Source organism: Marinomonas rhizomae (assembly GCF_024397855.1).
In the GTDB taxonomy this organism is placed as follows: Bacteria; Pseudomonadota; Gammaproteobacteria; order Pseudomonadales; family Marinomonadaceae; genus Marinomonas; species Marinomonas rhizomae_A.
Genome location: NZ_CP073343.1, coordinates 1,681,629 through 1,704,790, shown reverse-complemented (window position 1 = coordinate 1,704,790; position 23,162 = coordinate 1,681,629). Strand labels below are relative to the sequence as shown.

General features: G+C 43.3%; 18 protein-coding genes. 8 read left to right on the top strand and 10 right to left on the bottom strand.

Annotated elements, in window-relative coordinates; all coding sequences use genetic code 11:
- Positions 1–26: 26 nt before the first annotated feature.
- The 3 genes from KDW99_RS07880 (at position 27) to KDW99_RS07870 (ending at position 4,366) form a co-directional block, all read left to right on the top strand.
- Positions 27–1,256: a glycosyl transferase gene (locus KDW99_RS07880; protein WP_255828746.1), complete on the top strand. Its 1,230-nt coding sequence runs from the start codon at positions 27–29 to the stop codon at positions 1,254–1,256.
- A gap of 80 nt (positions 1,257–1,336) precedes the next feature.
- Positions 1,337–3,094, top strand: a complete 1,758-nt coding sequence (locus KDW99_RS07875) for an alpha-amylase family glycosyl hydrolase (RefSeq protein WP_255828745.1) — start codon at positions 1,337–1,339, stop codon at positions 3,092–3,094.
- Positions 3,095–3,499: 405 nt separating this feature from the next.
- A complete protein-coding gene (locus KDW99_RS07870; protein WP_255828744.1) occupies positions 3,500–4,366 on the top strand; it encodes an ABC transporter substrate-binding protein in 867 nt (288 codons plus the stop codon).
- 107 nt (positions 4,367–4,473) lie between these two features.
- On the opposite strand, the gene KDW99_RS07865 is transcribed toward KDW99_RS07870, so the two are convergent.
- Together KDW99_RS07865 and KDW99_RS07860 are read right to left on the bottom strand one after the other, a co-directional pair.
- Entirely contained in the window at positions 4,474–4,803 is a 330-nt protein-coding gene (locus KDW99_RS07865) for a DMT family transporter (protein ID WP_255828743.1), read from the bottom strand.
- 41 nt (positions 4,804–4,844) lie between these two features.
- Positions 4,845–6,728 (bottom strand): ABC transporter ATP-binding protein, encoded by a 1,884-nt coding sequence (locus tag KDW99_RS07860; RefSeq protein WP_255828742.1) that lies wholly within the window; start codon positions 6,726–6,728, stop codon positions 4,845–4,847.
- Positions 6,729–7,032: 304 nt separating this feature from the next.
- On the opposite strand from KDW99_RS07860, the gene KDW99_RS07855 reads away from it, so the two are divergent.
- From KDW99_RS07855 to KDW99_RS07845, 3 genes are all read left to right on the top strand, one after another.
- Positions 7,033–8,226: a Bcr/CflA family multidrug efflux MFS transporter gene (locus tag KDW99_RS07855; RefSeq protein ID WP_255828741.1), complete on the top strand. Its 1,194-nt coding sequence runs from the start codon at positions 7,033–7,035 to the stop codon at positions 8,224–8,226.
- A gap of 59 nt (positions 8,227–8,285) precedes the next feature.
- Positions 8,286–8,636, top strand: a complete 351-nt coding sequence (locus KDW99_RS07850) for a HopJ type III effector protein (RefSeq protein WP_255828740.1) — start codon at positions 8,286–8,288, stop codon at positions 8,634–8,636.
- A gap of 143 nt (positions 8,637–8,779) precedes the next feature.
- Positions 8,780–9,601 (top strand): HAD-IIB family hydrolase, encoded by an 822-nt coding sequence (locus tag KDW99_RS07845; protein WP_255828739.1) that lies wholly within the window; start codon positions 8,780–8,782, stop codon positions 9,599–9,601.
- Positions 9,602–9,939: 338 nt separating this feature from the next.
- On the opposite strand, the gene KDW99_RS07840 is transcribed toward KDW99_RS07845, so the two are convergent.
- Both KDW99_RS07840 and KDW99_RS07835 read right to left on the bottom strand, forming a co-directional pair.
- The gene (locus tag KDW99_RS07840) at positions 9,940–11,436 is read right to left on the bottom strand and encodes a TyrR/PhhR family helix-turn-helix DNA-binding protein (protein WP_255828738.1); all 1,497 of its coding nucleotides are present in this window, start codon (positions 11,434–11,436) and stop codon (positions 9,940–9,942) included.
- A 34-nt stretch (positions 11,437–11,470) separates the two neighbouring features.
- Complete coding sequence (locus KDW99_RS07835) at positions 11,471–12,685, bottom strand: ROK family transcriptional regulator (protein WP_255828737.1); 1,215 nt, start codon at positions 12,683–12,685, stop codon at positions 11,471–11,473.
- Positions 12,686–12,839: 154 nt separating this feature from the next.
- Here KDW99_RS07835 and KDW99_RS07830 point away from each other — a divergent pair, with 154 nt between their 5' ends.
- Positions 12,840–14,024: an AGE family epimerase/isomerase gene (locus KDW99_RS07830; protein WP_255828736.1), complete on the top strand. Its 1,185-nt coding sequence runs from the start codon at positions 12,840–12,842 to the stop codon at positions 14,022–14,024.
- 92 nt (positions 14,025–14,116) lie between these two features.
- On the top strand, positions 14,117–15,070 hold the full coding sequence (locus KDW99_RS07825; RefSeq protein ID WP_255828735.1) for a LysR family transcriptional regulator: 954 nt from the start codon (positions 14,117–14,119) through the stop codon (positions 15,068–15,070).
- A gap of 131 nt (positions 15,071–15,201) precedes the next feature.
- Here KDW99_RS07825 and KDW99_RS07820 read toward each other — a convergent pair whose 3' ends face one another.
- From KDW99_RS07820 to KDW99_RS07795, 6 genes are all read right to left on the bottom strand, one after another.
- A complete protein-coding gene (locus tag KDW99_RS07820; RefSeq protein ID WP_255828734.1) occupies positions 15,202–16,284 on the bottom strand; it encodes an ABC transporter substrate-binding protein in 1,083 nt (360 codons plus the stop codon).
- A 198-nt stretch (positions 16,285–16,482) separates the two neighbouring features.
- Complete coding sequence (locus KDW99_RS07815) at positions 16,483–18,450, bottom strand: methyl-accepting chemotaxis protein (RefSeq protein WP_255828733.1); 1,968 nt, start codon at positions 18,448–18,450, stop codon at positions 16,483–16,485.
- 307 nt (positions 18,451–18,757) lie between these two features.
- Positions 18,758–18,988, bottom strand: a complete 231-nt coding sequence (locus KDW99_RS07810) for a hypothetical protein (protein WP_255828732.1) — start codon at positions 18,986–18,988, stop codon at positions 18,758–18,760.
- Positions 18,989–19,062: 74 nt separating this feature from the next.
- Positions 19,063–19,839 carry an electron transfer flavoprotein subunit beta gene (gene etfB, locus KDW99_RS07805; RefSeq protein ID WP_255828731.1) on the bottom strand — a complete coding sequence of 259 codons (777 nt, stop codon included), beginning with the start codon at positions 19,837–19,839 and terminating at the stop codon, positions 19,063–19,065.
- Complete coding sequence (gene etfA / locus KDW99_RS07800; RefSeq protein ID WP_255828730.1) at positions 19,829–21,103, bottom strand: electron transfer flavoprotein subunit alpha; 1,275 nt, start codon at positions 21,101–21,103, stop codon at positions 19,829–19,831. Before etfA ends, etfB begins: the two co-directional genes overlap by 11 nt.
- On the bottom strand, positions 21,103–23,028 hold the full coding sequence (locus KDW99_RS07795; protein WP_304941380.1) for a (Fe-S)-binding protein: 1,926 nt from the start codon (positions 23,026–23,028) through the stop codon (positions 21,103–21,105). The genes etfA and KDW99_RS07795 overlap by 1 nt, the downstream gene beginning before the upstream one ends.
- Positions 23,029–23,162: the final 134 nt, after the last annotated feature.

Here is a 23,162-nt window from a genome sequence, read left to right as displayed (position 1 = left end):
ATTATTACGATTTTAGGAGAATTACTATGGGCGATTTTCATCAAAACGGCATCATCACCACACTTCACAATTTGGCACACCGTCCGTTAGAAGAAATGGAGCAAGAGCTGTGTGAGTTCGCGAAAACACGCCCTATGTCTCTCATCCTACCTTGTCTGTATTCCGAGCTGGAAACAGACGCCATGCCAAATATTTTGAAGCATTTGCAGCAAGTTCCCTACTTGTCTGAAATTATCATCGGCTTAGACCGAGCAACCGAAGACCAATATCGCCACGCATTAGAATTTTTCAGTGTCTTACCGCAAAACGTTAAAGTACTTTGGAACGACGGCCCTCGACTAAGAGAAATTGATGGCGTATTAAAAGGCGAACACCTTTCGCCATCCGATCCGGGAAAAGGTCGCAATGTTTGGTTCTGTATGGGTTACAACCTCGCCGCGGGTAAAGCCGAATCCATTGCCATGCACGACTGTGATATCGTCACTTATGACCGTGAATTGTTGGCTCGTCTTATTTACCCTGTGGCGAACCCAAAATTTAACTACGAATTCTGTAAAGGCTTTTACGCCCGCGCTGCGAATGGAAAAATGAATGGTCGCGTCAGCCGTTTACTGGTGACGCCTTTATTGTGCTCGCTGAAAAAAGTCTTTGGCCATTTAGACTACGTGGAATACTTAGACAGCTACCGCTACCCGCTCGCTGGCGAGTTTTCATTCCGTCGCGATGTGATGACGGATTTGCGCATTCCAAGTGACTGGGGCTTAGAAATTGGCGTACTGAGTGAGATGTACCGCAACTACTCGACCAACCGCTTGTGTCAGGTAGATATCGCCGATATCTACGATCACAAACACCAAGACTTATCAGCGGATAATGACGATGGCGGCTTATCAAAAATGTCCATCGACATTACCAAAGCGATTTTCAGAAAGCTGGCAACAAACGGGACGATTTTCAATCAAGAAACCTTCCGAACGATTAAAGCCACCTATTACCGCGTTGCTTTAGACTTCATTGAGACGTACCGAAACGATGCAGAAATTAATGGTCTAAAATTAGACGTGCATACCGAGGAGCAAGCAGTAGAACTGTTCGCCAGCAATATTATGAAAGCGGGTAACCAGTATTTAGAAAATCCAATGGAGACGCCTTTTATTCCTAGCTGGAACCGTGTTGTGAGTGCCTTTCCGGGCGTCATGAATCAGCTTGCTCAAGCCGTCGAATTGGATATGGCCCAATATGGTCCTAAAAAATAGCTGGCCCTAAAAGTAATCTTTTTGCTAAGTTGAACGTTACTACGTTGCTTTTCAATCACTAAAAAGACAGGTAGGTAAACATGGAAAATGCTCCTTTGTCGCATCTAGAACAGCGCCTAATCGCTCATTTGCAAGTCATTTACCCAAGCTTAGACAATAAGGATTTGGCTTCAAAGTGCTTAGCCACATTTAATCTAGATCCGTCAACGGAGTCTCCTCGTCCTCATCGTAATCTATGGGACCAATCTGACATCATGCTGATTACCTATGCAGACACCTTGCGTAGAAAAGAAGAAGCGCCGTTGGAAACCTTGCATAAATTTGTCAAAAGTAAGTTGTCAGATTGCATCTCTGCCGTTCACCTACTGCCATTTTTCCCGTATAGCTCAGACGATGGCTTTAGTGTTATGGATTACACCACCGTCAATCCATCCTGCGGCCGCTGGGCTGACGTGGTGAACCTTTCCAAAGACTTTAAAGTCATGGGCGACCTAGTCATCAACCATTGCTCAAGCCGAAGCATGTGGTTCGAAAATTACAAAGCAGGAGTTGAACCTGGGGCAAGCTTCTTTTACGAAGCGGACCCAAACGCAGATCTAAGCGCGGTGGTTCGCCCTAGAACCTCGCCGCTGTTACGAGAAGTACAAACGAAAAACGGTGAGAAACACGTTTGGTGTACTTTCAGTCATGATCAGGTGGATTTGAACTTCGAGAACCCTGCCGTTCTTTTAGAATTTTTGCGCATTATTCGTTTGTACCTCGAAAAAGGCATTCGTTGGTTTCGCTTAGACGCGGTAGCGTTTCTCTGGAAGATTCCTGGCACCTCTTGCATCAACTTGCCACAGACTCATGAAATGATTCGCTTGTTGCGATTGATGATTGAACATTACGCTCCAGAATCTGTGATCATCACCGAAACCAACATACCGAATCAGGAAAACCTAACCTATTTCGGTAATGCCAACGAAGCCCACTTGATTTACAACTTTTCCTTGCCGCCTCTGCTTATTAACAGTTTGGTAACGGGAAACAGCAATCACTTAAAACAATGGTTAATGAGCATGACACCGGCTCAGCAAGGGACGACCTACCTAAACTTTATCGCCTCACATGATGGCATTGGATTACGTCCGACAGAAGGCTTGCTGTCTGAATGGGAGCTGGAAACACTGATTAACACCATGAAACGCTTTGGCGGCAAAATAAGCTCACGCACCACGCCACAAGGTGAAGCCAAACCGTATGAAATTAATATCAGTCTATGGAATGCCTTATCTGGCTCAGCACAACATGGTCCAGACAAATGGCAGTTTGCTCGCTTTTTATGTGCTGCTGGCGTCATGATGGCACTAGAAGGTGTGCCCGCTTTTTATATACATAGCTTATTTGGCACAGAAAACGATTTAGAAAGAGTGGACAACACTGGTCACTTCCGCTCAATTAACCGTCATATTTGGGACATGGAAGATTTAGAGCATGTGTTAAACACACCGACTCATCATCAAAAAGTCTTCCAAAGCGTTACTAAACTGACGCAAATTCGTCGTGCTCAACCCGCTTTCCACCCAAATGCCACGCAGTACGTTTTGCACATGGGCGAAAACCTGTTTGCCTTCTGGCGCCAAAGCTTAGACAGACGCCAAAGCCTATTTGCGGTCTACAACATGACAGATCAACCACAAAGCTTTAACTTGTCCGAACTGAACCTAATCGCCACGGATGACTGGACCGATTTAGTTTCAGAACAAGTGTACGAAGACCATTTAGGCAAGATCACCCTAATGCCCTATCAATTTGTGTGGCTGGCAAATAAAAGAGGGAAAATTAAAAACAGTTAAGGAAGGTCCGAATAAGTCTACTAGGACTCAGTCTTTCAGAGAAATCGTCAAATAAGGAGCGACTCTGAAGGAATGTAGGTACCTTTCAAAGAGTCGCAACGATATGTGGCGTTTTCTCTGAAAGACCCGCAGGGCATGCTCTAAAAGCCTGTATTCTTTGTTGAGCACCTCGAAAATAGAACCACTATTCACATTCGGCACTCGTCTCGAATAACAGGCTTTTATCCACATGCTGAGGCAAGAGGACTTGTTCGCACCTTCCTTAAAACCTGTTTCAGGTTTAGCAACGTATCGTATCTCGTTTTAGTGCCAACACTTACCGACAAAAGTGAGAGAATGGTAACCATTATCAATAATTGGTAATGGTTATTTTATTTTTAGACTCATAAATAGGTAATTGTGAAGATGACAAAGTTAAAACAAATATTAGCCATAGGAACTTTGGTGGCATTTAGCCAACTATCAACGGCTGAAACAAGGTTACCCACCGCTGCCATCTTTGACCTAGGCAGCTTAGACACCATGACAGAGCTGGGGCTAGAAAACCAAGTCGCAGGCGTTCCTAAACAAGTCATCCCTGAATATTTACAGCAGTTTAACGATGCACGCTATGCCGACATTGGTGGTTTAAAGTCACCAGACTTAACGACTCTAAATACAGTCAACCCAGACCTTATTATCATTACCGGCCGCCAAGCAGGCCAAAAAGATAAGCTGGCAGCCATTAGTGCCGTAAAACAAGTGAACATTTCTGGTGACAATTATTGGCATGATCTTAGTGACAACGTCACCTCCATTGCCACTCTATTTCATGTGCAAGACAAAGCAAAAAACGCCCTTGCTGATTTAAAAAGCAATATAGAATCCACAAAGAAAAGACTAAATAAAGATGCAACCGTTTTGGTCGTGACTCATAACAATGGCTCTTTAGGCTTAAGAGAAGACGCCATTAGCAGCCAGCTATTGGGGTTGAAAACAGCAAACATCCCAGCTCATGTAAAATCCCATACACGCGGCACCCGAACGTTCACACCGCTTACCGTTAGTGATATTGCTGAAACAAACCCAACTGCCCTATTTATCGTTGACCGCAGTGAAGCAATTGGCAATACAAACGAAGCGCTCGACATAAATACATTAAAAGCAGACCTTGCCGCTCAAGGTGCGGGGTCTATTAAAGTCACTTATTTATCACCTCAACTTTGGTACTTGTCCGGTAATGGTTTGCAAAGTGTGCGCATGCAAGTGAAAGAAATCGCTGAAGGGCTGTAATAATTAGCCTAACTGACAATTCCAAATACAAAAAAATCCCTCGCTGTGAAGTGACATCATCAACGAGGGATTTATATACTTTCCGTTTTCCGCTATTGCGTTTTTATTCAATGGCTCACGGTTTTAGAAAAAACATTAATCACCACCACACCAGCGATAATCAAAGACATACCAATACACGCCGCTAGATCGAGTTTTTCGTTAGCAAAGAGATAACCAAATACCGAGATCAACACTATCCCTAACCCAGACCAAATGGCGTATGTCACCCCTGTCGGCATAGATCGCATAACAATGGTTAACAAGTAAAAAGACACACCATAACCTATCACCAGCACAACACTTGGGACCAATTTAGTGAAAGACTCAGACGCTTTTAACGCAGTGGTTGCAATCACTTCCGCCAAAATAGCGAGAAACAGAATAAAATACGTCATAAGCCCTTCCCCAGATTGTCGCCCCAAAACGGAACCGTTTTTTACTTAGCGCCTGTCAGCTCAACATCTTCAATATCAATGTCTTCTAAGTCAATGTCCTCAGCTAAGAAGCCACCTGTCTGGTGCGCCCATAGCGAAGCGTAGATGCCTTTGTGTTGGATCAACTCTTCATGGCTGCCCTGCTCTACAATGTTACCTTTATCCAAGACAATCAGGCGATCCATTGCCGCAATGGTAGACAAGCGGTGAGCAATGGCGATAACCGTTTTACCTTGCATCAGTTTGTACAAGCTTTCCTGTATCGCTGCTTCTACTTCAGAATCCAATGCAGATGTCGCTTCGTCTAAAATCAGCAAAGGCGCATCTTTCAATAAAACTCGGGCAATCGCGATACGCTGACGCTGACCACCAGACAGTTTGATACCACGCTCACCCACCATGGCATCATAGCCAGCATTGCCGAATGGATCGGTTAGGTCTTGAATGAAATCATGGGCTTCGGCTTGTTTCGCTGCGGCAATCATTTCTTCTTCTGTCGCATCAGGTCGACCGTAAAGCAAGTTTTCACGAACCGTTCTATGCAGCAAAGACGTATCTTGTGTCACCATGCCGATTTGCCCACGTAGCGAATCTTGCTTAACACCACTGATGTCTTGACCATCAATGCGGATTTGACCCGATTCGATATCATGGAAACGCATTAGCAAATTCACAATGGTGGATTTACCCGCGCCAGAACGACCAACCAGACCCACTTTTTCGCCGGCTTTAATCGACAAGACTAGGTTTTCAATCACCTTGCTGTCTTGCTTGCCATAATGGAAATTCACTGCGTCGTATTCAATAAAGCCATTAGGAACAGAAAGCACTGGCGCATTTGGCTCGTCCTCTATTTCTATAGGACGAGAAAGGGTTTTCATGCCGTCATTCACCATGCCAATATTTTCAAATAAAGCACTGATTTCCCACATGATCCACTGAGACATACCATTAAGTCTCAGCGCTAAACTCACCGCAATTGCGATCGCACCAACACTAATAATACTGCCAGTCCATAACCAAATAGATAATGCCGCCACCGAAAATGCCAAAATGTAATTACAGGTTTGCACTCCGACGTTAAGCATAGTGACCAAGCGCATTTGCTTATAAACCGTCTGCAAGAAGCCATCCATGCCGTCTTTGGCGTAATCGGCTTCTCTTTGATGGTGAGAAAAAAGCTTCACCGTCGAAATATTACTGTAGCTGTCGACCACCCGACCAGTCATGGTTGAGCGCGCATCGGCTTGATCAGCAGAGACCTTTTTCAGCTTAGGAACAAAATACATTTGCAGTAAAACATAGCAAACCAACCAGCCAAGCATTGGAATCATTAGGCGATAATCAGCTTTGGCAATCAGTACCACCATAGAGATGAAATACACGCCGATATAAACCAACACATCAAGCAATTTCATTACAGTTTCACGCACTGCAAGAGAGGTTTGCATCACCTTAGTCGAAATACGACCGGCAAATTCATCCTGAAAGAAAGACATACTTTGGCGTAAAATATAATGGTGCGACAACCAACGAATACGCATCGGGTAATTACCCAAAAGCGTTTGATGAATAATAGCCGAATGTAAAAATGTCACTAATGGCATGAGCACTAGAATCATTAAAGACATCAATAATAAATGCTTACTTTCTTCTGCAAAAAAAGTCTCTGGATTCTTGTTAATCAGCCAATCAACCAATTGGCCCATGAAACTGAACAAGGTGACTTCCAAAATCGCAATGGCCGCGGTTAACACAGACATTATTAAAAGTGGTATCTCAACTCCTTTCGAGTAATAACGACAAAATGCATACAGCGTTTTTGGCGCTTGTGCAGCTTCTGTATCTGGGTACGCAGGCACCCATTTTTCAAAAAAACGTAACATAATTTACCTTTATTCAACCTTTTAACTGCGACGCCACTGGAAAACAAAACCACAATGGGTGCAAGACAGGACAAAAACAGAGTGTCTTTGCCGTATAGAAATGATTTTGAAATTGAACCACGTTCCATAAATGAAAACCAGAAAATATACTCCTTTCAAATTATGGGCCATTCGGTTTTACTTAGTGTTTGCACAATTAAACAAAAAGACTCTGTGTAAACCGATTATAATCTATTAAGCTTTTTTTTGGGTTTGTAACATTGATCCGATAAAACCGACTAACCGAATCGACCTAAGTTGTTATATGAAACTCACACTCCCTATTGTTATCGTCCTCGGGCTTTTAGCCGGACTCACGCCGTTAGCGATCGATGCCTATTTACCAAGTATTCCCAGTATTTCTGAAAGTCTAGATACTGACATTGGCCTTATTCAGATGACTCTGAGTATTTATTTGCTGGTATTTGCCTTTCTACAAATTCTTTTTGGCCCGATTTCAGATGCCATTGGTCGCCGCAAAGTTATCGTTGGCGGTTTGATCATTTTTGCGATTGGCAGTTTTATTTGCGCATTAACTCAAAGTTACGAGATGTTGCTGGTTGGGCGTGCAACTCAAGCCATAGGCGGTGCCGCTGTTGCTGTGTGCGTTCCAGCGTTAGTCAAAGATGGCATGTCGATTAACCAATTTGCCAAAGCCATGTCGATGATCATGTTAGTCATGGCCTTGGCACCTTTAGCAGCACCTATTATAGGTGGTGCTATCCTCACAATACTAAATTGGCACTATATTTTTGTCATGCTGGGTATTTTAGCCATTATTTCTATCGCGTTATTTCTACGCACTATTCCAGAGACATTACCAAGGGAAAAACGCACGCCCTTCTCGTTTGGTAACGCCATTCGCAACTATATTATTTTGATTAAAAACCGCTCAGTAATGGGTTATATCGTGGCTTCTGCCTTTTATTTTGCTGGCATGATGAGTTTTATTACTGGCTGCTCTTTTGTATATATTGAAATATATGGGGTTGATCCTGCTAATTTTGGTTTCTTAGTGGGCTTGAACGTTATCTCAATGATGTTGGCCTCCACTATTAATGGCCGCTATGTGGAAAAACTTGGCACTGAAGTACTCTCAAAATACGCCATTTACATTCCCCTGGCGTCTTCTGCTTTCATGATTATTCTTAGCTTTTTTGATCGCCCACCGCTTTGGATGATTATCATTGCGAGCATGTCATTTATGGGGCCAATGGGGATTTTAGGTGGTGGATTCATGGCGGGCGCATTGAAGCACGCTGGCAACAATAACGGCAGTGTCACAGCACTGGCTGGAACCTCTCGCTTTGCTTTTGGAGCCCTAGGCGGTGCTGTTATCAGTGTTCTTCACAACGGTACGTTTGTTCCAATGCTTGGCACCATTGCTGCTTGTGGCATAATTGCGTTTGTTTGCCTAAAGGTAACGGTTCGATATGCCGAATCGACCAATGAACAATAATACTTTTTTACGATTCAATATTTTCAAAAAATACATTTTATATATCAAACGGAGTCCCAATGCTAAGTACTCAAACGCTCATAGAAAAAATCAAAAGCACTCCTGAGCAAGTACAGTTTAAAGAAGTGATTGATGTGATTGAACGCGAATACGAGTTCACACCTGCCGAGTTTACTAATGGCAAACAGGCAAATGGCATTAATGAAAACAATGGCTCTTGTAAGATTTTTTCTTTCGGATCTATTCACCAATTGACAGAAGTCGAAACGCTAAATTTATTTGGTGATTTTTATCGCGTTGATGTTTTGGAGAACCCTGAAGCCACAGATCATCAAAACATTCGTCAATTCATCGAAAATGGTTGGAGTGGTATTCATTTCACCTCAACAGCTCTCGTTCAAAAGAGCTAGCCTAAAAAACGCCGCAGCCCAATATGTATTGTAAGTTGTGGCGTTTACTGACAAACCTAAAACCGCCTAATATTTGTCTTAATTGTTGAAATTCCCTCTTAGAAAATGCGATAGTGCTACACACTGCATACTATGAGGTGGTTATGGAATTAGTGGCATTTGATCTAGACGGAACCCTACTGAACAAGCATCAGCGTCTATCTGATTACACACTCGATACTCTTGAACGCTTAAAAGCCGCAGGGGTTTTCTACACGGTCGCGACAGGCCGCACACATTTTGCTGCGATGCCTTGTATTGAAGGCCATGAATTTCCCAACTGGCAAATATTCAAAAATGGCGTTGAATGGTGGGACCCTCAACAAAATCTTTATCGCCACAGAAACCTTCTGTCACAAAGTCATATATCTGAACTTCTTAGCTCCTTTGAAGAACACCAAGTGACGCCTTTTATATTCTGCCTAGAAGATGATGGTTCACACAGAGTCTATCACTCTCCCCTGACAGGGCATTTGAGCGACCACATCGCCAATGAGTTGGGGAATCATAAAAACATGAGCCTTCACCCTATAACGGAGCTATCGCATAGCGCAAAAATCACCAATATTAGTGCCATGGGACGACCTGAGTTTATTGAAAAAATCATCTTAGATAGTCAACAACATAGCCATTTAACCGCCTATTCAGGTGGTGGAATTTATAACCCTGACGCTTTCTGGTTAGACATCCACCACAGCAATGTTTGTAAAGGTTCTGCATTGATGGAACTAAAAGAAGAAATTGGTGCCGAAAGCTTGGTAGTATTTGGTGACGGGGACAATGATCTGTCTATGTTCTCTGCTTCAGATGAGGCATTTGCAACGGACAACGCATTAGTTCACATAAAAGATGCTGCTACCGATGTCATTGGTCATCATGATGAAGATGGCGTCGCTAGGTATCTAAGAAAAAGGTATAACTTGTGATCTTATGTTTAGGGGTTGATTTACAAAAATCCTCCTCCATTAACTAAAAGACAACACATTAAGCCTTTACCCAACGATCATTTTGAACCATGATTGTTAAAAGAATAATTAGTTTGGAGAAATGCCATGTTTGAATTTTTGTTATTCATCGCTGCCTGCGCAGCAATTGCTTTCTTGGTAGCCAATATCCAGAAATCTGCACAACCGAAAACAAAGCTACAACCAATTAAGATTGAACGCGAAGAAGTACGCCGTCCAGTTCCACGACATAGACGCCCATACTAAATAGCCCTTTCTCCATTCTATCTAAATGCCAGATTGATTTTTTAATCTGGCATTTATGTATTTATGCCGTATTCTTTTAGTTTATTTGCTATCGCGCTATGGCTCATATTTACTGCTTTCGCCAATTTCCTTGTACTAGGAAAGTTTGGATAGAGTCGTTTCAAAAGCGCTGCCTCCCATTGTTTTACGGTCACCTCCAACGAATCATCAATCAGCGCGATATCTGTCATAGAATCATTCTCTGGCAATAAAACATCGTTCGTTTGCCATTCTTCACCTTTCGTCGTTAGTAAAGTTTGTAGGCAGATGTTTTGTAACTCTTTCAAATTGCCAGGCCAAGCATACAAAGCCAGTTTCGTTAACGCCCCCTTTGAAACAGCAGGAACGGATAAACGGTAACGCTCAGCTTGAGCTGAAATGACTTGCTGAACCAAGCCTTCTATGTCTTCTTTTCTCTCTCGCAATGCTGGCATAGACAACACTAATGTTGCCAAAGAAAAATACAGACCTTTATTTAACGCCTCGCTATTACTCAGTGCCGCTTGATTTAACGAAGACAGACTGACTAAACGAACATTGTTATCAAGACTGGTGTTTTCACCAGGCTGACGCGCCAACCAAGCGGCCAAATCTAACTGTACTGGTTCATCAAGGCATTCAATATCTTCAATCACAAACCAACCTGACATCCTATCGAGCTGAGTAATATCATCTTTGGTCAGCTCGCGCGCATTGCGAATCAGCAACTGAGCGTCTCTGTCGCCCTGGCGTCTTTGCCAATGCTGAAACAAGGCGTCAATCAAATCTCGCTTACCAGTCCCTGCTTCCCCTTGAACCAATAAAGGCATAGGCACTTCAACGAACGCTTTGGCTTGAAGCAACGTCCGACTCATTGCCTCGCTTTTCATGACCGCTGATTGGAAATAGGTTTCTAAATAGTTTTCTGCATCAGGCGCTTGCTTTAAGCTCTCTGTTTGTCGGTCTAAGCGCGTTTTAGATTTCAAATAAATAACCGTGCCCGCAGGGTTAGCGATGCCGTCATCATCACTCACAAAAATCGGCTTCATTTCTAGCAATAATGTTTTGTTACGAATACGAATGCGCTTACTCATGCCATCACGCGGGTTCGCCCACGCATCCTTGGGGACATTAATTCCTTTAATGAACTGCTGAACGGGTTTATGCAGCAGATTCAACACTGGCACATTCAAATCTTCTGCAGCAAGCTCAGTTACCATGGTGATGTTGCCTTTCAGGTCAACCGAAATCACACCGTCCGGTAAGGCTTCTAATAGAGTATAAAGAGCGTTGTGCTCTCTTTCAGAGGGCGTAAACATCACGGTTTTGACATCTTCAACACTGTCTAAACGACGAATATCCGCCAATAAATGCTGTAACTTTGAAAAAGGAATATCGGAAAAGCCGCAATAAATACAACGTCGTTTGGTATCTACCTCCACTAAGCGCATATCGATACCATGGGGAATAAATAGATCGAGGGCTTCTCGCACCATACCTATTCTGTCTTCACATTGTATTTCTAATCTCATTACTTCTCTCTTAGCTTTCTTTTTGGTTCTCTTTTTAAGAGACGGAAACGGCGGATTTAGAACTTAGCAATAATAGATTCTTCTGCGGAGCAAAGCTTCCATAAAGCGGCAATACCGCAGCCCCTAAGACGCCCGCTGTATGACCTGTTTGAGCAATGCGTATTGCCGGCAGAGGCAGCATACTGTGGGCCGTTAACGCATTTTCAATACAAGCAATTAACGCAACCAATACTGGTGACGGCAAACGACCACCGATCAAGATGGCCTCTGGATCGTATAAAGCCACCACCGACGCCAAAGCGGGTGTCACTTCAAACGCCACTTCACTTGCCCACTGCTGGATAAGTTTAGCGTACTCGGAATCAAGCCACAGATCATCCTTAGTCGGCCACTGAGCTTGCTTATCGGCAAGAAAACGACGCAGCGAAGACAAAGACAAGGCCTCAAGAATCCATTTACCATGCTTGCCTGTTGTCGTTGGAATTAAACCAAAACTGCCTGCTTTTCCATGAGCGCCAGAGTAACACTCGCCATTGGCAACAAAGCTGCCGCCACAAGCCGTACTCACAAAGAGATAAAAAAAGTCCCGCTGAGGAGCAACCGACGCCAGCAACAATTCACTAGTCGCCGCTGCAACGGCATCATTTTCACAGAAACATGGCACGCCAGTTAAATCCGTTAACCAAGTCTCAAAAGCGTCTGACTGCCAATAAGCCAAAGCGGCTTTTAGGCTATTTAAGTCTGCCCTTTGGTCTGAATCGGTGACTAAGGTTTCTAACCAAGAATCCATATAGTCAGGCCTTGCTAAACCGATTCCTTGAACTTTATTCCAGTCTTCCCCTAACGTTGCCTTCACTTCTTCAATTAAATCGTGAGCGATTTTCTTTGCTAAGTTTTCTGTGGGGAAAGACACCGTTCGCTCTAACAACAGCACACAAGCACCACTAAAATCTAACAAAGCGGCACTGATATGATCGCGATCCACATTAATACCCAATCCATAAGCGCCTTGTTTATTGATACTAAGCTTTATAGAGGGCTGACCACGACGGCCCTTTACTTTGCCATCCACTTGCAGCAATTGCCTTTCAAGCAAAGAGGACGTGATCACAGAAATCGTCTGGGCACTCAACCCTGTTTGCTCAGCTATCTTCACTCGGGAGATTTCAGGATGCTGCCGTACCAAATGCAGAATAATACGTTCATTGTAAATGCGACTTTGTTCAGAAGTACTACCAGATGACGTCATATAGCTCCCGCTATTTAATAAATCTAATTGATTTAATAATATAACCTATTAAGATGGAATAACGTTCTAAGAGATTGCCCACTTAATGGCAAAGTATCTTTTCAAAAATAACAAGCTCGTATTATAGCGCAGAGCAAAAGCAAAGGACGATATCATGCATTCTTTTCCAGAGTTTACCTCTACCCTTTTTTTAAAAGACCACATCCAATCAACCATGCAATTCTATCACCCAAACTGCATTGATCCTGCGGGAGGCTTCTTTCAATTTTTCAAAGACAACGGCGATATTTACGACACAGATACTCGTCATCTGGTCAGCAGTACTCGTTTCGTTTTTAATTACGCAAAAGCGTATCAAGCAGAAGGAAAAGCCGAGTATTTGGACGCCACTCGCCACGGCCTAAACTATTTGAGAAATCGTCATCACCGAGAAAATGGTGGTTACGTGTGGCTGCTCAATCAACAACAAAATATTGATGAAACCAACCACTGCTATGGCTTTGCCTTTGTCATGCTCGCTTATGCAACCGCTTATAAAGCCGGTGTGGAAAATGCTAAACCATGGATTCAAGAAACCTTTGACACCATGGAGAAACATTTTTGGGACGCGGAGTTTGGCCTATACAAAGATGAAATATCCAGTGATTGGCAAACTGTGTCACCCTACCGTGGGCAGAATGCCAACATGCATAGCTGTGAAGCACTGCTTGCCGCTTACGACGCGACCAACGAAAAACGCTACCTAGAACGAGCCATCACACTGGCGAGCAATATATGCTTACGCCAAGCCGCTCTCGCTGGTGGGGAAATCTGGGAACATTACACAACCGACTGGCAAGTTGACTGGGACTATAACAAAGCAGATCCTAAACATTTATTTCGCCCTTGGGGATTTCAACCTGGCCACCAAACAGAATGGGCCAAATTGCTACTATTGATCCACCAACGTTCGCCGCTAGATTGGCTAATTCCAACGGCTCAAAAACTGTTTAATTCTGCCTGGGAAAAATCCTGGGACGCCACCAACGGCGGCCTTTGTTATGGCTACGATCCGCAAGGCAATGTTTGTGACGGTGACAAATACTTTTGGGTTCAAGCCGAATCTTTTGCCGCTGCTGCTATGTTAGCCATCATGACCAAAGAAGAACATTATTGGGATAAATATCAGCAGCTTTGGCAATACAGTTGGTCTCATATGATCGACCATGAATATGGAGCTTGGTTTCGTATTCTGACTCAAGACAATAAAGCCTTCGATGACTGCAAAAGCCCTGCAGGCAAAACCGACTACCACACCATGGGTGCTTGCTATGAAGTCATAGAACAACTCACCAAGTAATCCCGTAACTAACGTAAGGGCTATCATTCTATTCATAGCTAAAATGGAGTATGATGCAGCCCCTACGTTAGTGGACACGGGCCCCTTCCTTTATGCAGTTAGACAAAATAGATCTCAATTTACTTCGTTACTTAGATTCCTTATTACGGGAGCAAAATGTAACCCACGCCGCGAATCAGCTAGGCATTACTCAGCCAGCGATGAGCAATGGACTAAGACGTTTAAGAGATCTATTCCACGATCCGTTGTTGGTTAGAACCAGCGATGGCATGATGCCAACCGCATTAGCGATTCAGTTACAGCCGCGAGTCCAAAGCATCTTACAATCGGTTGACGAGGTTCTACACTTAGGGCAAAGCTTTGAAGCCGAATCCAGTTCACGTGTGTTCCGCATTATGGCGAGCGATTACGCCGAAGCGACATTAATTCCACCATTAATGAAAAAGCTCCAGGCCGAAGCACCAAACGTCATTCTTGATGTCATGAATCCAAGTGATGTGAGCTTTCACGATGTTGAAAAAGGCAAAGTCGATTTGGTCATCAACCGCTTCGATGTCTTACCACAATCCTTCCACCAAAAATCCGTTTGGGTCGACCATTTCTCTTGTTTGGTTCCGGCTGATTCAGAAATCGCCAGAAACTTTTCTTTGGAAACCTACCTTGCCTCACCACACGTTTGGGTAAGCAAAACAGGGTTTGGTGTGGGCGTGGGCATTCAACCAGAAGAAGTTCAAAAGCTTGGCTGGGTAGACGGCTCACTGGCAGACTTGGGATTCAAACGTAATATCCGTTTGTTCACTCGAAACTACAATGTTGCCATGCGTGCGACAGAGCAACTTGGTCTAATCGCGACCTTGCCATCATTGGCAACTCGCTTGATGCAAGATAACAGCAGCGTCGTCGTGCTTCCGCCACCCTTTGATATTCCACCAGTGGAATTGAAAATGCTTTGGAGCCCATTGCTGCAACACGATCCAGGTCATATTTGGCTACGCTCCACTATCGCAGGATGCGCTCGCACAATTGCCGAAAACAATAATCTATAAAAATTACTCAAATAAAAAAACCGCTGCTCTCATGTCTTTTAATGTGACATTAGAACTGCGGTTTTTGTATGTCTGAGCTACTTTTAAAAGCACCTCAAAGTCTGTTAAGTTGTAAAACTAAGAAGAAATGCTTAAAGAGCCAAAGTAAAGGTTCCTTCTGGCGTTACAGGAAGGTATTTTTTATAAAAGTCTAAATAAGCTTTTTCAGGATTCAAATCAGCGAACAAATCTGGATACATAGCTTTTGCATAGAATTCAATCATAGCGGCATCAAAAATAGTACGGCATGCGCCATGATAAGCCGCATACAAACGATTATTTTTAACCGCATTAATAGACGACCAACCTAAGCGATTTTTATAGCCTTCTAAACGCTTGCGGGCTTCCGCTCTATCAACACCTTGACCCATGATCATTGAATCAGAGCCTTTGCCTGTTTCATAACCTGTGATAACGATGACGTCAGGGTTTGAAGCAATCACTTGCTCAGGGTTCAACTTCCCCCACCACTCAACAAACGGCGCAGAAATATTGTCGCCACCTGCCATAGTAGAAATCGCACCCCACATGTTTTTACCAAAGGTAAAACCAAGCTCTTGTACACCAGAAGCACCGAACTCTGTATACACTTTTGGAGTTGGCAGATTAGCATCAGCAAGGCGCTTACTTATGCTTTCAACCGTTTTTTTGTAGTCAGCCGCAATAGTCGCTGCGCGTTTTTCTTGCCCTGTAATCACACCAATTAACTCGGTGCTCTTAATATGGCGTTCTAAGGTTTGTGCGTTGTAATCAACAACAATTACTTTTACACCAGCATTTTCAAGACGCTCAATGTCGGTACCTAATCCCTTGTATTGCCAGTCAGCTAACATCAAAACATCTGGTTTCAAGCTAATGACTTTTTCAATAGAGAAAGTTTGCGTATCAACTCGACCAATACCCGGAATATCATCTAATGACGGACGATGCTTAACGTACATTTCCCAGTTAGCTTGACGTGCCTGCCAAATGTATTTCGACATACCCACAACCTTGTCGTAAGCGGCTTCAGTTCCAATAGCCATATAATCTTCAGGGTAAAATCCAACAATTACACGCTGTGCTGGAGCATTAAATGTCACATTACGACCAAGAACATCTTTCACCGTAACTTGATCTGCCCAGGAAGCACTCATAAAGAGAGTGAACAAAAGCACTACAAACGATTTAATCATCTTACACCTTTATTAGTAAATTTAGACAAGTATGATAATCGTTATCACTTGTTTTTTAAAACCAAATATTGAAATTTTTAACTTTAAATTTCAACTCACTCAGTAAACATAAATGCTAATCACGGAAAAGCTCGAACCCAAAGTAAAAAGACCACTGTTAAGTGGCCTTTGTGTACTCAATACTAGCAAAAACGTCGCTTATTCGGTTCGGAATCTAACAACCATCGAATGTAGCTCTTTGCTTAACTGATCTTGCTGCTTACATAGCTCAGCAACGTCACCAGAAATACCTGAAACTCGATGCGCTGATTCACTAATAGAATTAATATTTCCATTAACATCTTCAGTGACTGCACGCTGTTCTTCAGCAGACGCGGCCGTTTGCATAGTCATATCGCGCATTTGCTTAACCACTTCTTCAATTTGCTCAAAAGATTCAAGCGCTTGGTTTGATAAACCAATTGCATTTTCCGACTCGGCTAAGCTTGTCACCATTGAATCCGACGCTTGCTTGGTTCGATTAGCAAGAAGCCCTAAAATGTTACTAATTTGCTCCGTCGATTCTTGTGTACGCCCTGCAAGCGTTCTCACCTCATCTGCAACAACAGCAAAACCTCGACCTTGCTCTCCAGCACGAGCCGCTTCAATAGCAGCATTTAGTGCTAACAAATTAGTTTGCTCGGCAATCGCTTGTATAGTCGATAAAATCTGATTGATATTGGTCGTTTCTTTTTGCAGCTCTGTAATGATTAGATTCGAATCTTTCAAACGATCGCCCAAACGGTTAACGCCTTCTGCACTATTTTTAAGAAGTTTTTTACCTGCTATCGTCGTTTCTAGGCCCTTCTCAGAAAATTGAGCAGAATTAGCGCAACTTTCTGCTGCTTCATTCGATGCTATTAGCATTTGCTGACCCGCTTCAGAAATTAACTCGATAGACTGCAACTGGCCTGCTGTCGCTTTAGCCACATCACTTGCTTTCGCCGATGTTTCAGCTGCAATCTTATCAATCTGCATACCTGATCTTTTAATACCAACTATAAGCAACCTTGTAGATTCAATGAATTGATTGAACCAATTAGACAATGTTCCTGTTTCATCTTTAGTCTTGATTTCAATCTGAGAAGTTAAATCCCCCTCACCTTCTGCCAAGATGCGCAAGTGATTAGAAACTGATTCAATAGGCGTGATTAGCTTTTTCGACATAATATACGCAACAAAGCCAAAAACAATCAGCAACAATATACATACGATAATAGTTGTTTTAATTAGTTTTGATGTACCGGAGTAGATTTCAGAGGCTGGCATAAAACCGACGAACTTCCACTTTAAATTAGGGGAGGTATAAACATTAGCGTAATACTCTTCGCCATTAAGTTGAAAACCAACAACACCCGAAGAGGTTTGAGCTATTTTTTTATAAGCTTCACCAGCAAGATCGCCAATTTTCTTGAAATTATTTTCAGGGTGTTCTGCATCAACTAAAATAGTACCTGTATTTTCGACAACCATAACACTGCCAGCATTACCAAGTTTGGATTTGTTTGCCATATCAATTAAGGTTTTTATAGACACATCGACGTTAATCACCCCACCAACAGCATTTCCTTTGTTGTAAGTACTCACGGCAGAGATATAAATGGAATCGTCTGCTTCCCAGTAATAAGCATCCCGCATCACCACTTTACCTGGATTCTCCATTGCTTTTGTATACCAAGAGCGTTGCTTAGGATGATAGTCCGCATATTCATATGTACCCGGCCACTCAAGGTAGCCGTCAGATTCGTCACCTAAATACAAATAGGCAAAGTTTGGATTGTTCTTCGCAATGGCCGCAAACATATTATACAACTGCGCTTCACGCCCACCGTTTTGTTTAGCCACTTCACGGGGAGCTTTTCCTTTTTGCTCATGGTAAGTAGTAAGAGCTTCAGCATCAGGGGAAATAACCAGATCGCTATCGGAAATATAGCCAACAATATAATTCACATCGGTTAAGAACTGATTAAATGACTTTTCAATCGCACTTAACGTCTGACCACTATTTTTAGAGAAGCTCTCAAGCGCTTGATTTGAGGCTAAATAAGCCGTTATAGAGCTAACAAACAGCACAGGTAGAACAGTCGCAATTGAAAAAGCTATTAATAACTTAGTTTTAATTCTCATAATATCTACACAACTCGTTAAATAAAGTAACCAAAATCCATTTTAAGCATCTTCCATTTCTAAAAAAATGCTAGCGTTAAATTTTTATTCCTGAATAAAATTTAGCACAAGCCAAAGACTAGCTATAGATGTATGGATTGTGAAAAATTAAAAATACAGAAAGTGAGAATTTATAGACTTTTTTATGATAAGTAAAATTTATATTTAATAAATAAATAAATAAAAAAAAAAAAGCAACCAATTAAATATTAATTAGTTGCTTTTTTTAAAAGGATAACTGAAGAATTAAACTATTAATAAGTGAGTTCTAACTGAAGGCTGCCAATACGCTCGACACTTCAGGTAAAACAGTTGTCGTATCCTTTTGCATTTCAGTACAAAGGTCTTTTACGAAGGGAGTTTGTTCAGGATACGCTTGTAGCCACGACAACACAGCCGACTGCACTTCTGCTAAGCTTTGCTCTTGAGTCACTGGCGCTCCAAGAGCGATGAGTCTTTCTTTAAAGTCGACTTCGTCGACCAAATCTACAATCATCATATTGCATACCTATAAACAAACAATCTGTTCAATCAATAACCAACGGGGACTATAGCTTATACCTAAACGCACACTTAGCGAACCACTTTCTCTTCTAATAAGAGATCAAATATCGCTTGTGCTTTTTCAGCCGCCGTTTCGTCCTTCATTACCTTACCACCACCGCCGACTGGTTTTGCTGTCGCTGCCTTCATTCGATCTGCGGCCGTTTTTGCCTTAACTACTTTAATCCGCTTAGGGCGAGGTTTCGCGGTACTAATCTGCCATTGACTGGCAGCCTCATCGGTTACAGCATTCACGTTTAAAACGTTTAGCTCCGCTCTCAACCCTGGACCAAATGCGGTTTGGCGTGCTTCTTGCGCCGCGTTATCAACACTGGCGATAAAAGGCAGTTTAACAGTCACAGCTCGACGCTGCCCACGCGGCAATGCCAAAAGCACTTCGGCTTCACCATCTTTCACGTTCAAAATCTCAGCCACACGAGGAACTAACGGCCAACCCAGTTGCTCTGCTAACAGATATGGTAACATGCCAGATGACTCTCCGCCTTCAGCACGAACACCAGTCAGCACCACATCGATATGTTTATCTTGTAAAAACGAAACAAGAATAGGCAACGCATCACAATGACGCTCTTGCTCCAATACCGTTAACGACGACAACCCCATACCTGCGTATTGTCGAAGCACTGACTCTTGCGCATTCCCAGCGTGCACTACAGTTAATGCTTTGCCTGCAAGTTTTAAACCCAGTTCTACTGCGCGTCCATCTTGTTCAGCACGACGAGCACGACCAGATTGTGGATGGCGCCCTACAGACACTAAAGAAACCACATTGATATTAGGCTGCATCGCTTTTCTCCCCTTGGTCTTTAGATGATGCATACTGTTGAGCAAGTTTAGTAAGCTCTTCTAAAATTTCTTCACTATCTGCGATAACAGCCAGATCCGCACGTTTTACCATGTCACAGCCCGCGTCTGTATTAATGGCAATTACCTTGTCACACTGACCAATACCCTGCATATGTTGAATCGCACCAGAGATACCAACAGCAAGGTAAACTCGAGCAGTAACCCAAGTACCAGAGGCACCAACTTGGCGTGCACGAGGCATAAAGCCATCGTCCACCGCAACGCGACTTGCTCCTTCTGTTGCGCGCAAAGCAGCGGCAGCACCATGGAACTGATCCCAGTTATGAATACCATTACCAGCAGACAAAATGAATTCGGCTTCTGCTAACGGCACCGCATTTGAATCGACAGCGATTAAGCCTTTATCAACAACTGCTGGAGATGCTTGTTCAACACCATCAACAGAAATTGGCAATACCTGATGACGAGTTTCGTCTATCGCATCACCACATTCTTCCAGTAAAGTTAGAATACGTGGTGTCTCACGCAAAATATCTTGGCTAGCAGACGCTCCACGGCAAACCGTTTGTTCAGCATTTACTTGCCATGCCTGAGTAGCAAGACGTTCATCCAATCGAGCAGATAAGCGACAAGCTAAATCCATTCCGCCATGAACACTATCAGGAAACAACCAATGAACAGGTTTATATTGTGTTTCTATTTGCTGCAATACAGCTAGCCTAGCTTCTGGTGCAAAACCGTCATACTGCTCACCTTCTAAGTGAATCAAACGGTCAACACCTGCTAGATCGCATTGAGTTTCTTTATTTTCGCCAAAGCACACCAGTGTCACAGCACCATTGCGTTTGGCGACCAACTGATGCGCCAAACCAAGAATATCTTTATCGTGACCTGTCAAACGACCGCCGACCATATCTGCCACAACCATGATATAAAAATCTGGGTTCTCGACAGTATGCAAAGGCAACTGTACTTCTTTTGCTTCGCCTGAGCGTTTTTTACCGCCAGCGCCAGCAGACGACACGTTTGCCCTATCGATTCGCTTAATGCCGTTTGGACCAATAAACCCAATGACATGTGGATTCTTACGCAGTAAACCAGATGGTCCGCGCACTTCTCCACTTCCAGCTTGCATCATTTCGCTATGCAAAGGATGCAAGCGGTTACGTGCAATCCATTCAGCTCTAGGATCTCGTCGAAACAGGTTATCTAAAGAGCTATCTTTTGATGATAAATCGCTCATCAGTGTGCCTCCTCAATTAGCTGCCCAGCAAGAATTTCAGCAATATCTTTTACCACTGGACGTGGCTCTACGACACCTTCAAGCATAGCAGTACATTGCTGACAACCGACCGCGACCATGTCTGCGCCAGTGCTAGTAACATCTTCCATACGCATATCAGCAATACGACGTTCACCAGGGATATCAGTAATAGGGGCACCACCACCACCGCCACAACAGCGTGAACGGAAACGAGAACGTTCCATTTCAGCGATTTCAATACCTAAGCTTGCAAGTAATTCTCGCGGCGCTTCATACTCTCCGTTGTAACGACCTAGATAACAAGGATCGTGGTAGGTCACTTTACTGCCTTGAAGAGGGTTCAAGTTAAAGCGATCTTCTTTGATCAAGCGATTCAAAAATGTCGTATGGTGCAGCACTTCCACGTCTTTCAACGCATCAGAACCAAAATCACCGTATTCATTTTTCAAACAATGAAACGCATGTGGGTCTGTCGTAACAATGGTTTTAAAGCGATATTTCGACAAAGTGGCCAAATTGCGTTTCGCCAAACTTTGGAAAGCCGCATCATCACCCAAACGACGGGCAACATCACCACTATCAAGCTCTTCATCACCTAAAATTGCTACATCAACATTCGCGGCTTTTAACAGCTTCACAAAAGAACGTAAAATTCGCTGGCTACGCATGTCAAAAGCACCATCAGATACCCAAAACAGCACATCAGCCTGTTTTACATCTTTCATTACTTTAAGGTTCTGATCGGCAGCCCAGTGAGTACGACTTGCTGGAGAGTAACCATTTGGGTTATCGGTAGCGATAATATTTTCTAATACTTGAGCGCCTTTATTAGGAGTATCGCCCTTTTCTAGTGTCAAGAAGCGACGCATATCAACAATGGCATCCACGTGCTCAATCATCATAGGACATTCTTCAACACAAGCTCGGCACGTTGTACAAGACCAAAGTGTATCTGGGTTTACCAAACCATCAGTAATAATCTGATTCGGCGCACCTTTAGCATTACCAACCTCAACACCTGGGTATGCACTACCAGCGTACTTTTCATCTGTACCACCAGCAAAACCCACCACCATATCTTGAATAAGTTTTTTGGGATTCAATGGCTGACCTGCTGCAAACGCAGGGCAAACGGCTTCACAGCGACCACATTGTACGCAAGCATCAAAACCTAACAATTGGTTCCATTTGAAGTCTGTTGGCTTCGCCACACCATGTACCGCTTTCACGGTCACGCCATCGCCAAAATCAACAGGTTTTAAGCCGGTAGAACGACCGCCACCAAAACGCTCTGAACGTCGGTGGAAAGCAAGATGCAAAGCCCCAGCAAAAGCATGCTTCATTGGCCCGCCCCATGTCATGCCAAATAGCATTTCACTCAAGCTCATTAGGATCAACGCAGACAATACTAAAGTCAGCGCCCAACCACCAAACCCCTCAGGTAATATCCCAGCAGCAGGTAAGGTCAATACGAAAAAGGTAATAGAAAACGTCAGCAAGCTTTTTGGCAAACGCATCCACGGCCCTTTAGAAAGGCGAGATGGTGGATTTAAACGACGTTTTGCTACGAACAGAGCACCACAAAACATCAACACCAAAGCACCCAATAAGGCCCAAGCGAGAATCTCACTTTTCACGCCAAACAGGTGAACAAACACGACCAACACCATCGCTAAGACAAAACCGCCGCCTGTCGCTACGTGGGTACGAGACATATATTTATCGCGTTCTACTACATGGTGAAGATCATGCAAATAGCGCTTTGGCATCGCGAACAAACCAGCCAGAAAGTCAACTTTTTCAGCTTGACCTGCACGCCATAGATTCATACGACGGATCGCACCAATCCCCGCTAGCACAAGAAGAACACCAATTAAAGTTGGAGGTAACCAATCAAGAATCATCTTAAACCCTCATTCATCGGGCATATTGAAAACAAAAAAACCATGAAAAGATGGAATGAGCGATTTAAAAGCAAAGCAAAAATGAACAAAAAATGATGACCTAAATTGGTCTTTGCTCTAAGTAATCAAAATAC

Excerpts from the sequence above, each read along its gene's own strand:
- KDW99_RS07865 (WP_255828743.1), bottom strand. The coding sequence starts at position 4,803 with ATGACGTATTTTATTCTGTTTCTCGCTATTTTGGCGGAAGTGATTGCA.
- KDW99_RS07815 (WP_255828733.1), bottom strand. The coding sequence starts at position 18,450 with ATGAGAATTAAAACTAAGTTATTAATAGCTTTTTCAATTGCGACTGTT.
- KDW99_RS07825 (WP_255828735.1), top strand. The coding sequence starts at position 14,117 with ATGCAGTTAGACAAAATAGATCTCAATTTACTTCGTTACTTAGATTCC.
- KDW99_RS07875 (WP_255828745.1), top strand. The coding sequence starts at position 1,337 with ATGGAAAATGCTCCTTTGTCGCATCTAGAACAGCGCCTAATCGCTCAT.
- etfA (WP_255828730.1), bottom strand. The coding sequence starts at position 21,103 with ATGAGCGATTTATCATCAAAAGATAGCTCTTTAGATAACCTGTTTCGA.
- KDW99_RS07835 (WP_255828737.1), bottom strand. The coding sequence starts at position 12,685 with ATGACGTCATCTGGTAGTACTTCTGAACAAAGTCGCATTTACAATGAA.
- KDW99_RS07860 (WP_255828742.1), bottom strand. The coding sequence starts at position 6,728 with ATGTTACGTTTTTTTGAAAAATGGGTGCCTGCGTACCCAGATACAGAA.
- KDW99_RS07870 (WP_255828744.1), top strand. The coding sequence starts at position 3,500 with ATGACAAAGTTAAAACAAATATTAGCCATAGGAACTTTGGTGGCATTT.
- KDW99_RS07795 (WP_304941380.1), bottom strand. The coding sequence starts at position 23,028 with ATGATTCTTGATTGGTTACCTCCAACTTTAATTGGTGTTCTTCTTGTG.
- KDW99_RS07830 (WP_255828736.1), top strand. The coding sequence starts at position 12,840 with ATGCATTCTTTTCCAGAGTTTACCTCTACCCTTTTTTTAAAAGACCAC.
- KDW99_RS07820 (WP_255828734.1), bottom strand. The coding sequence starts at position 16,284 with ATGATTAAATCGTTTGTAGTGCTTTTGTTCACTCTCTTTATGAGTGCT.
- KDW99_RS07855 (WP_255828741.1), top strand. The coding sequence starts at position 7,033 with ATGAAACTCACACTCCCTATTGTTATCGTCCTCGGGCTTTTAGCCGGA.
- etfB (WP_255828731.1), bottom strand. The coding sequence starts at position 19,839 with ATGCAGCCTAATATCAATGTGGTTTCTTTAGTGTCTGTAGGGCGCCAT.
- KDW99_RS07880 (WP_255828746.1), top strand. The coding sequence starts at position 27 with ATGGGCGATTTTCATCAAAACGGCATCATCACCACACTTCACAATTTG.
- KDW99_RS07810 (WP_255828732.1), bottom strand. The coding sequence starts at position 18,988 with ATGATGATTGTAGATTTGGTCGACGAAGTCGACTTTAAAGAAAGACTC.
- KDW99_RS07850 (WP_255828740.1), top strand. The coding sequence starts at position 8,286 with ATGCTAAGTACTCAAACGCTCATAGAAAAAATCAAAAGCACTCCTGAG.
- KDW99_RS07840 (WP_255828738.1), bottom strand. The coding sequence starts at position 11,436 with ATGAGATTAGAAATACAATGTGAAGACAGAATAGGTATGGTGCGAGAA.
- KDW99_RS07845 (WP_255828739.1), top strand. The coding sequence starts at position 8,780 with ATGGAATTAGTGGCATTTGATCTAGACGGAACCCTACTGAACAAGCAT.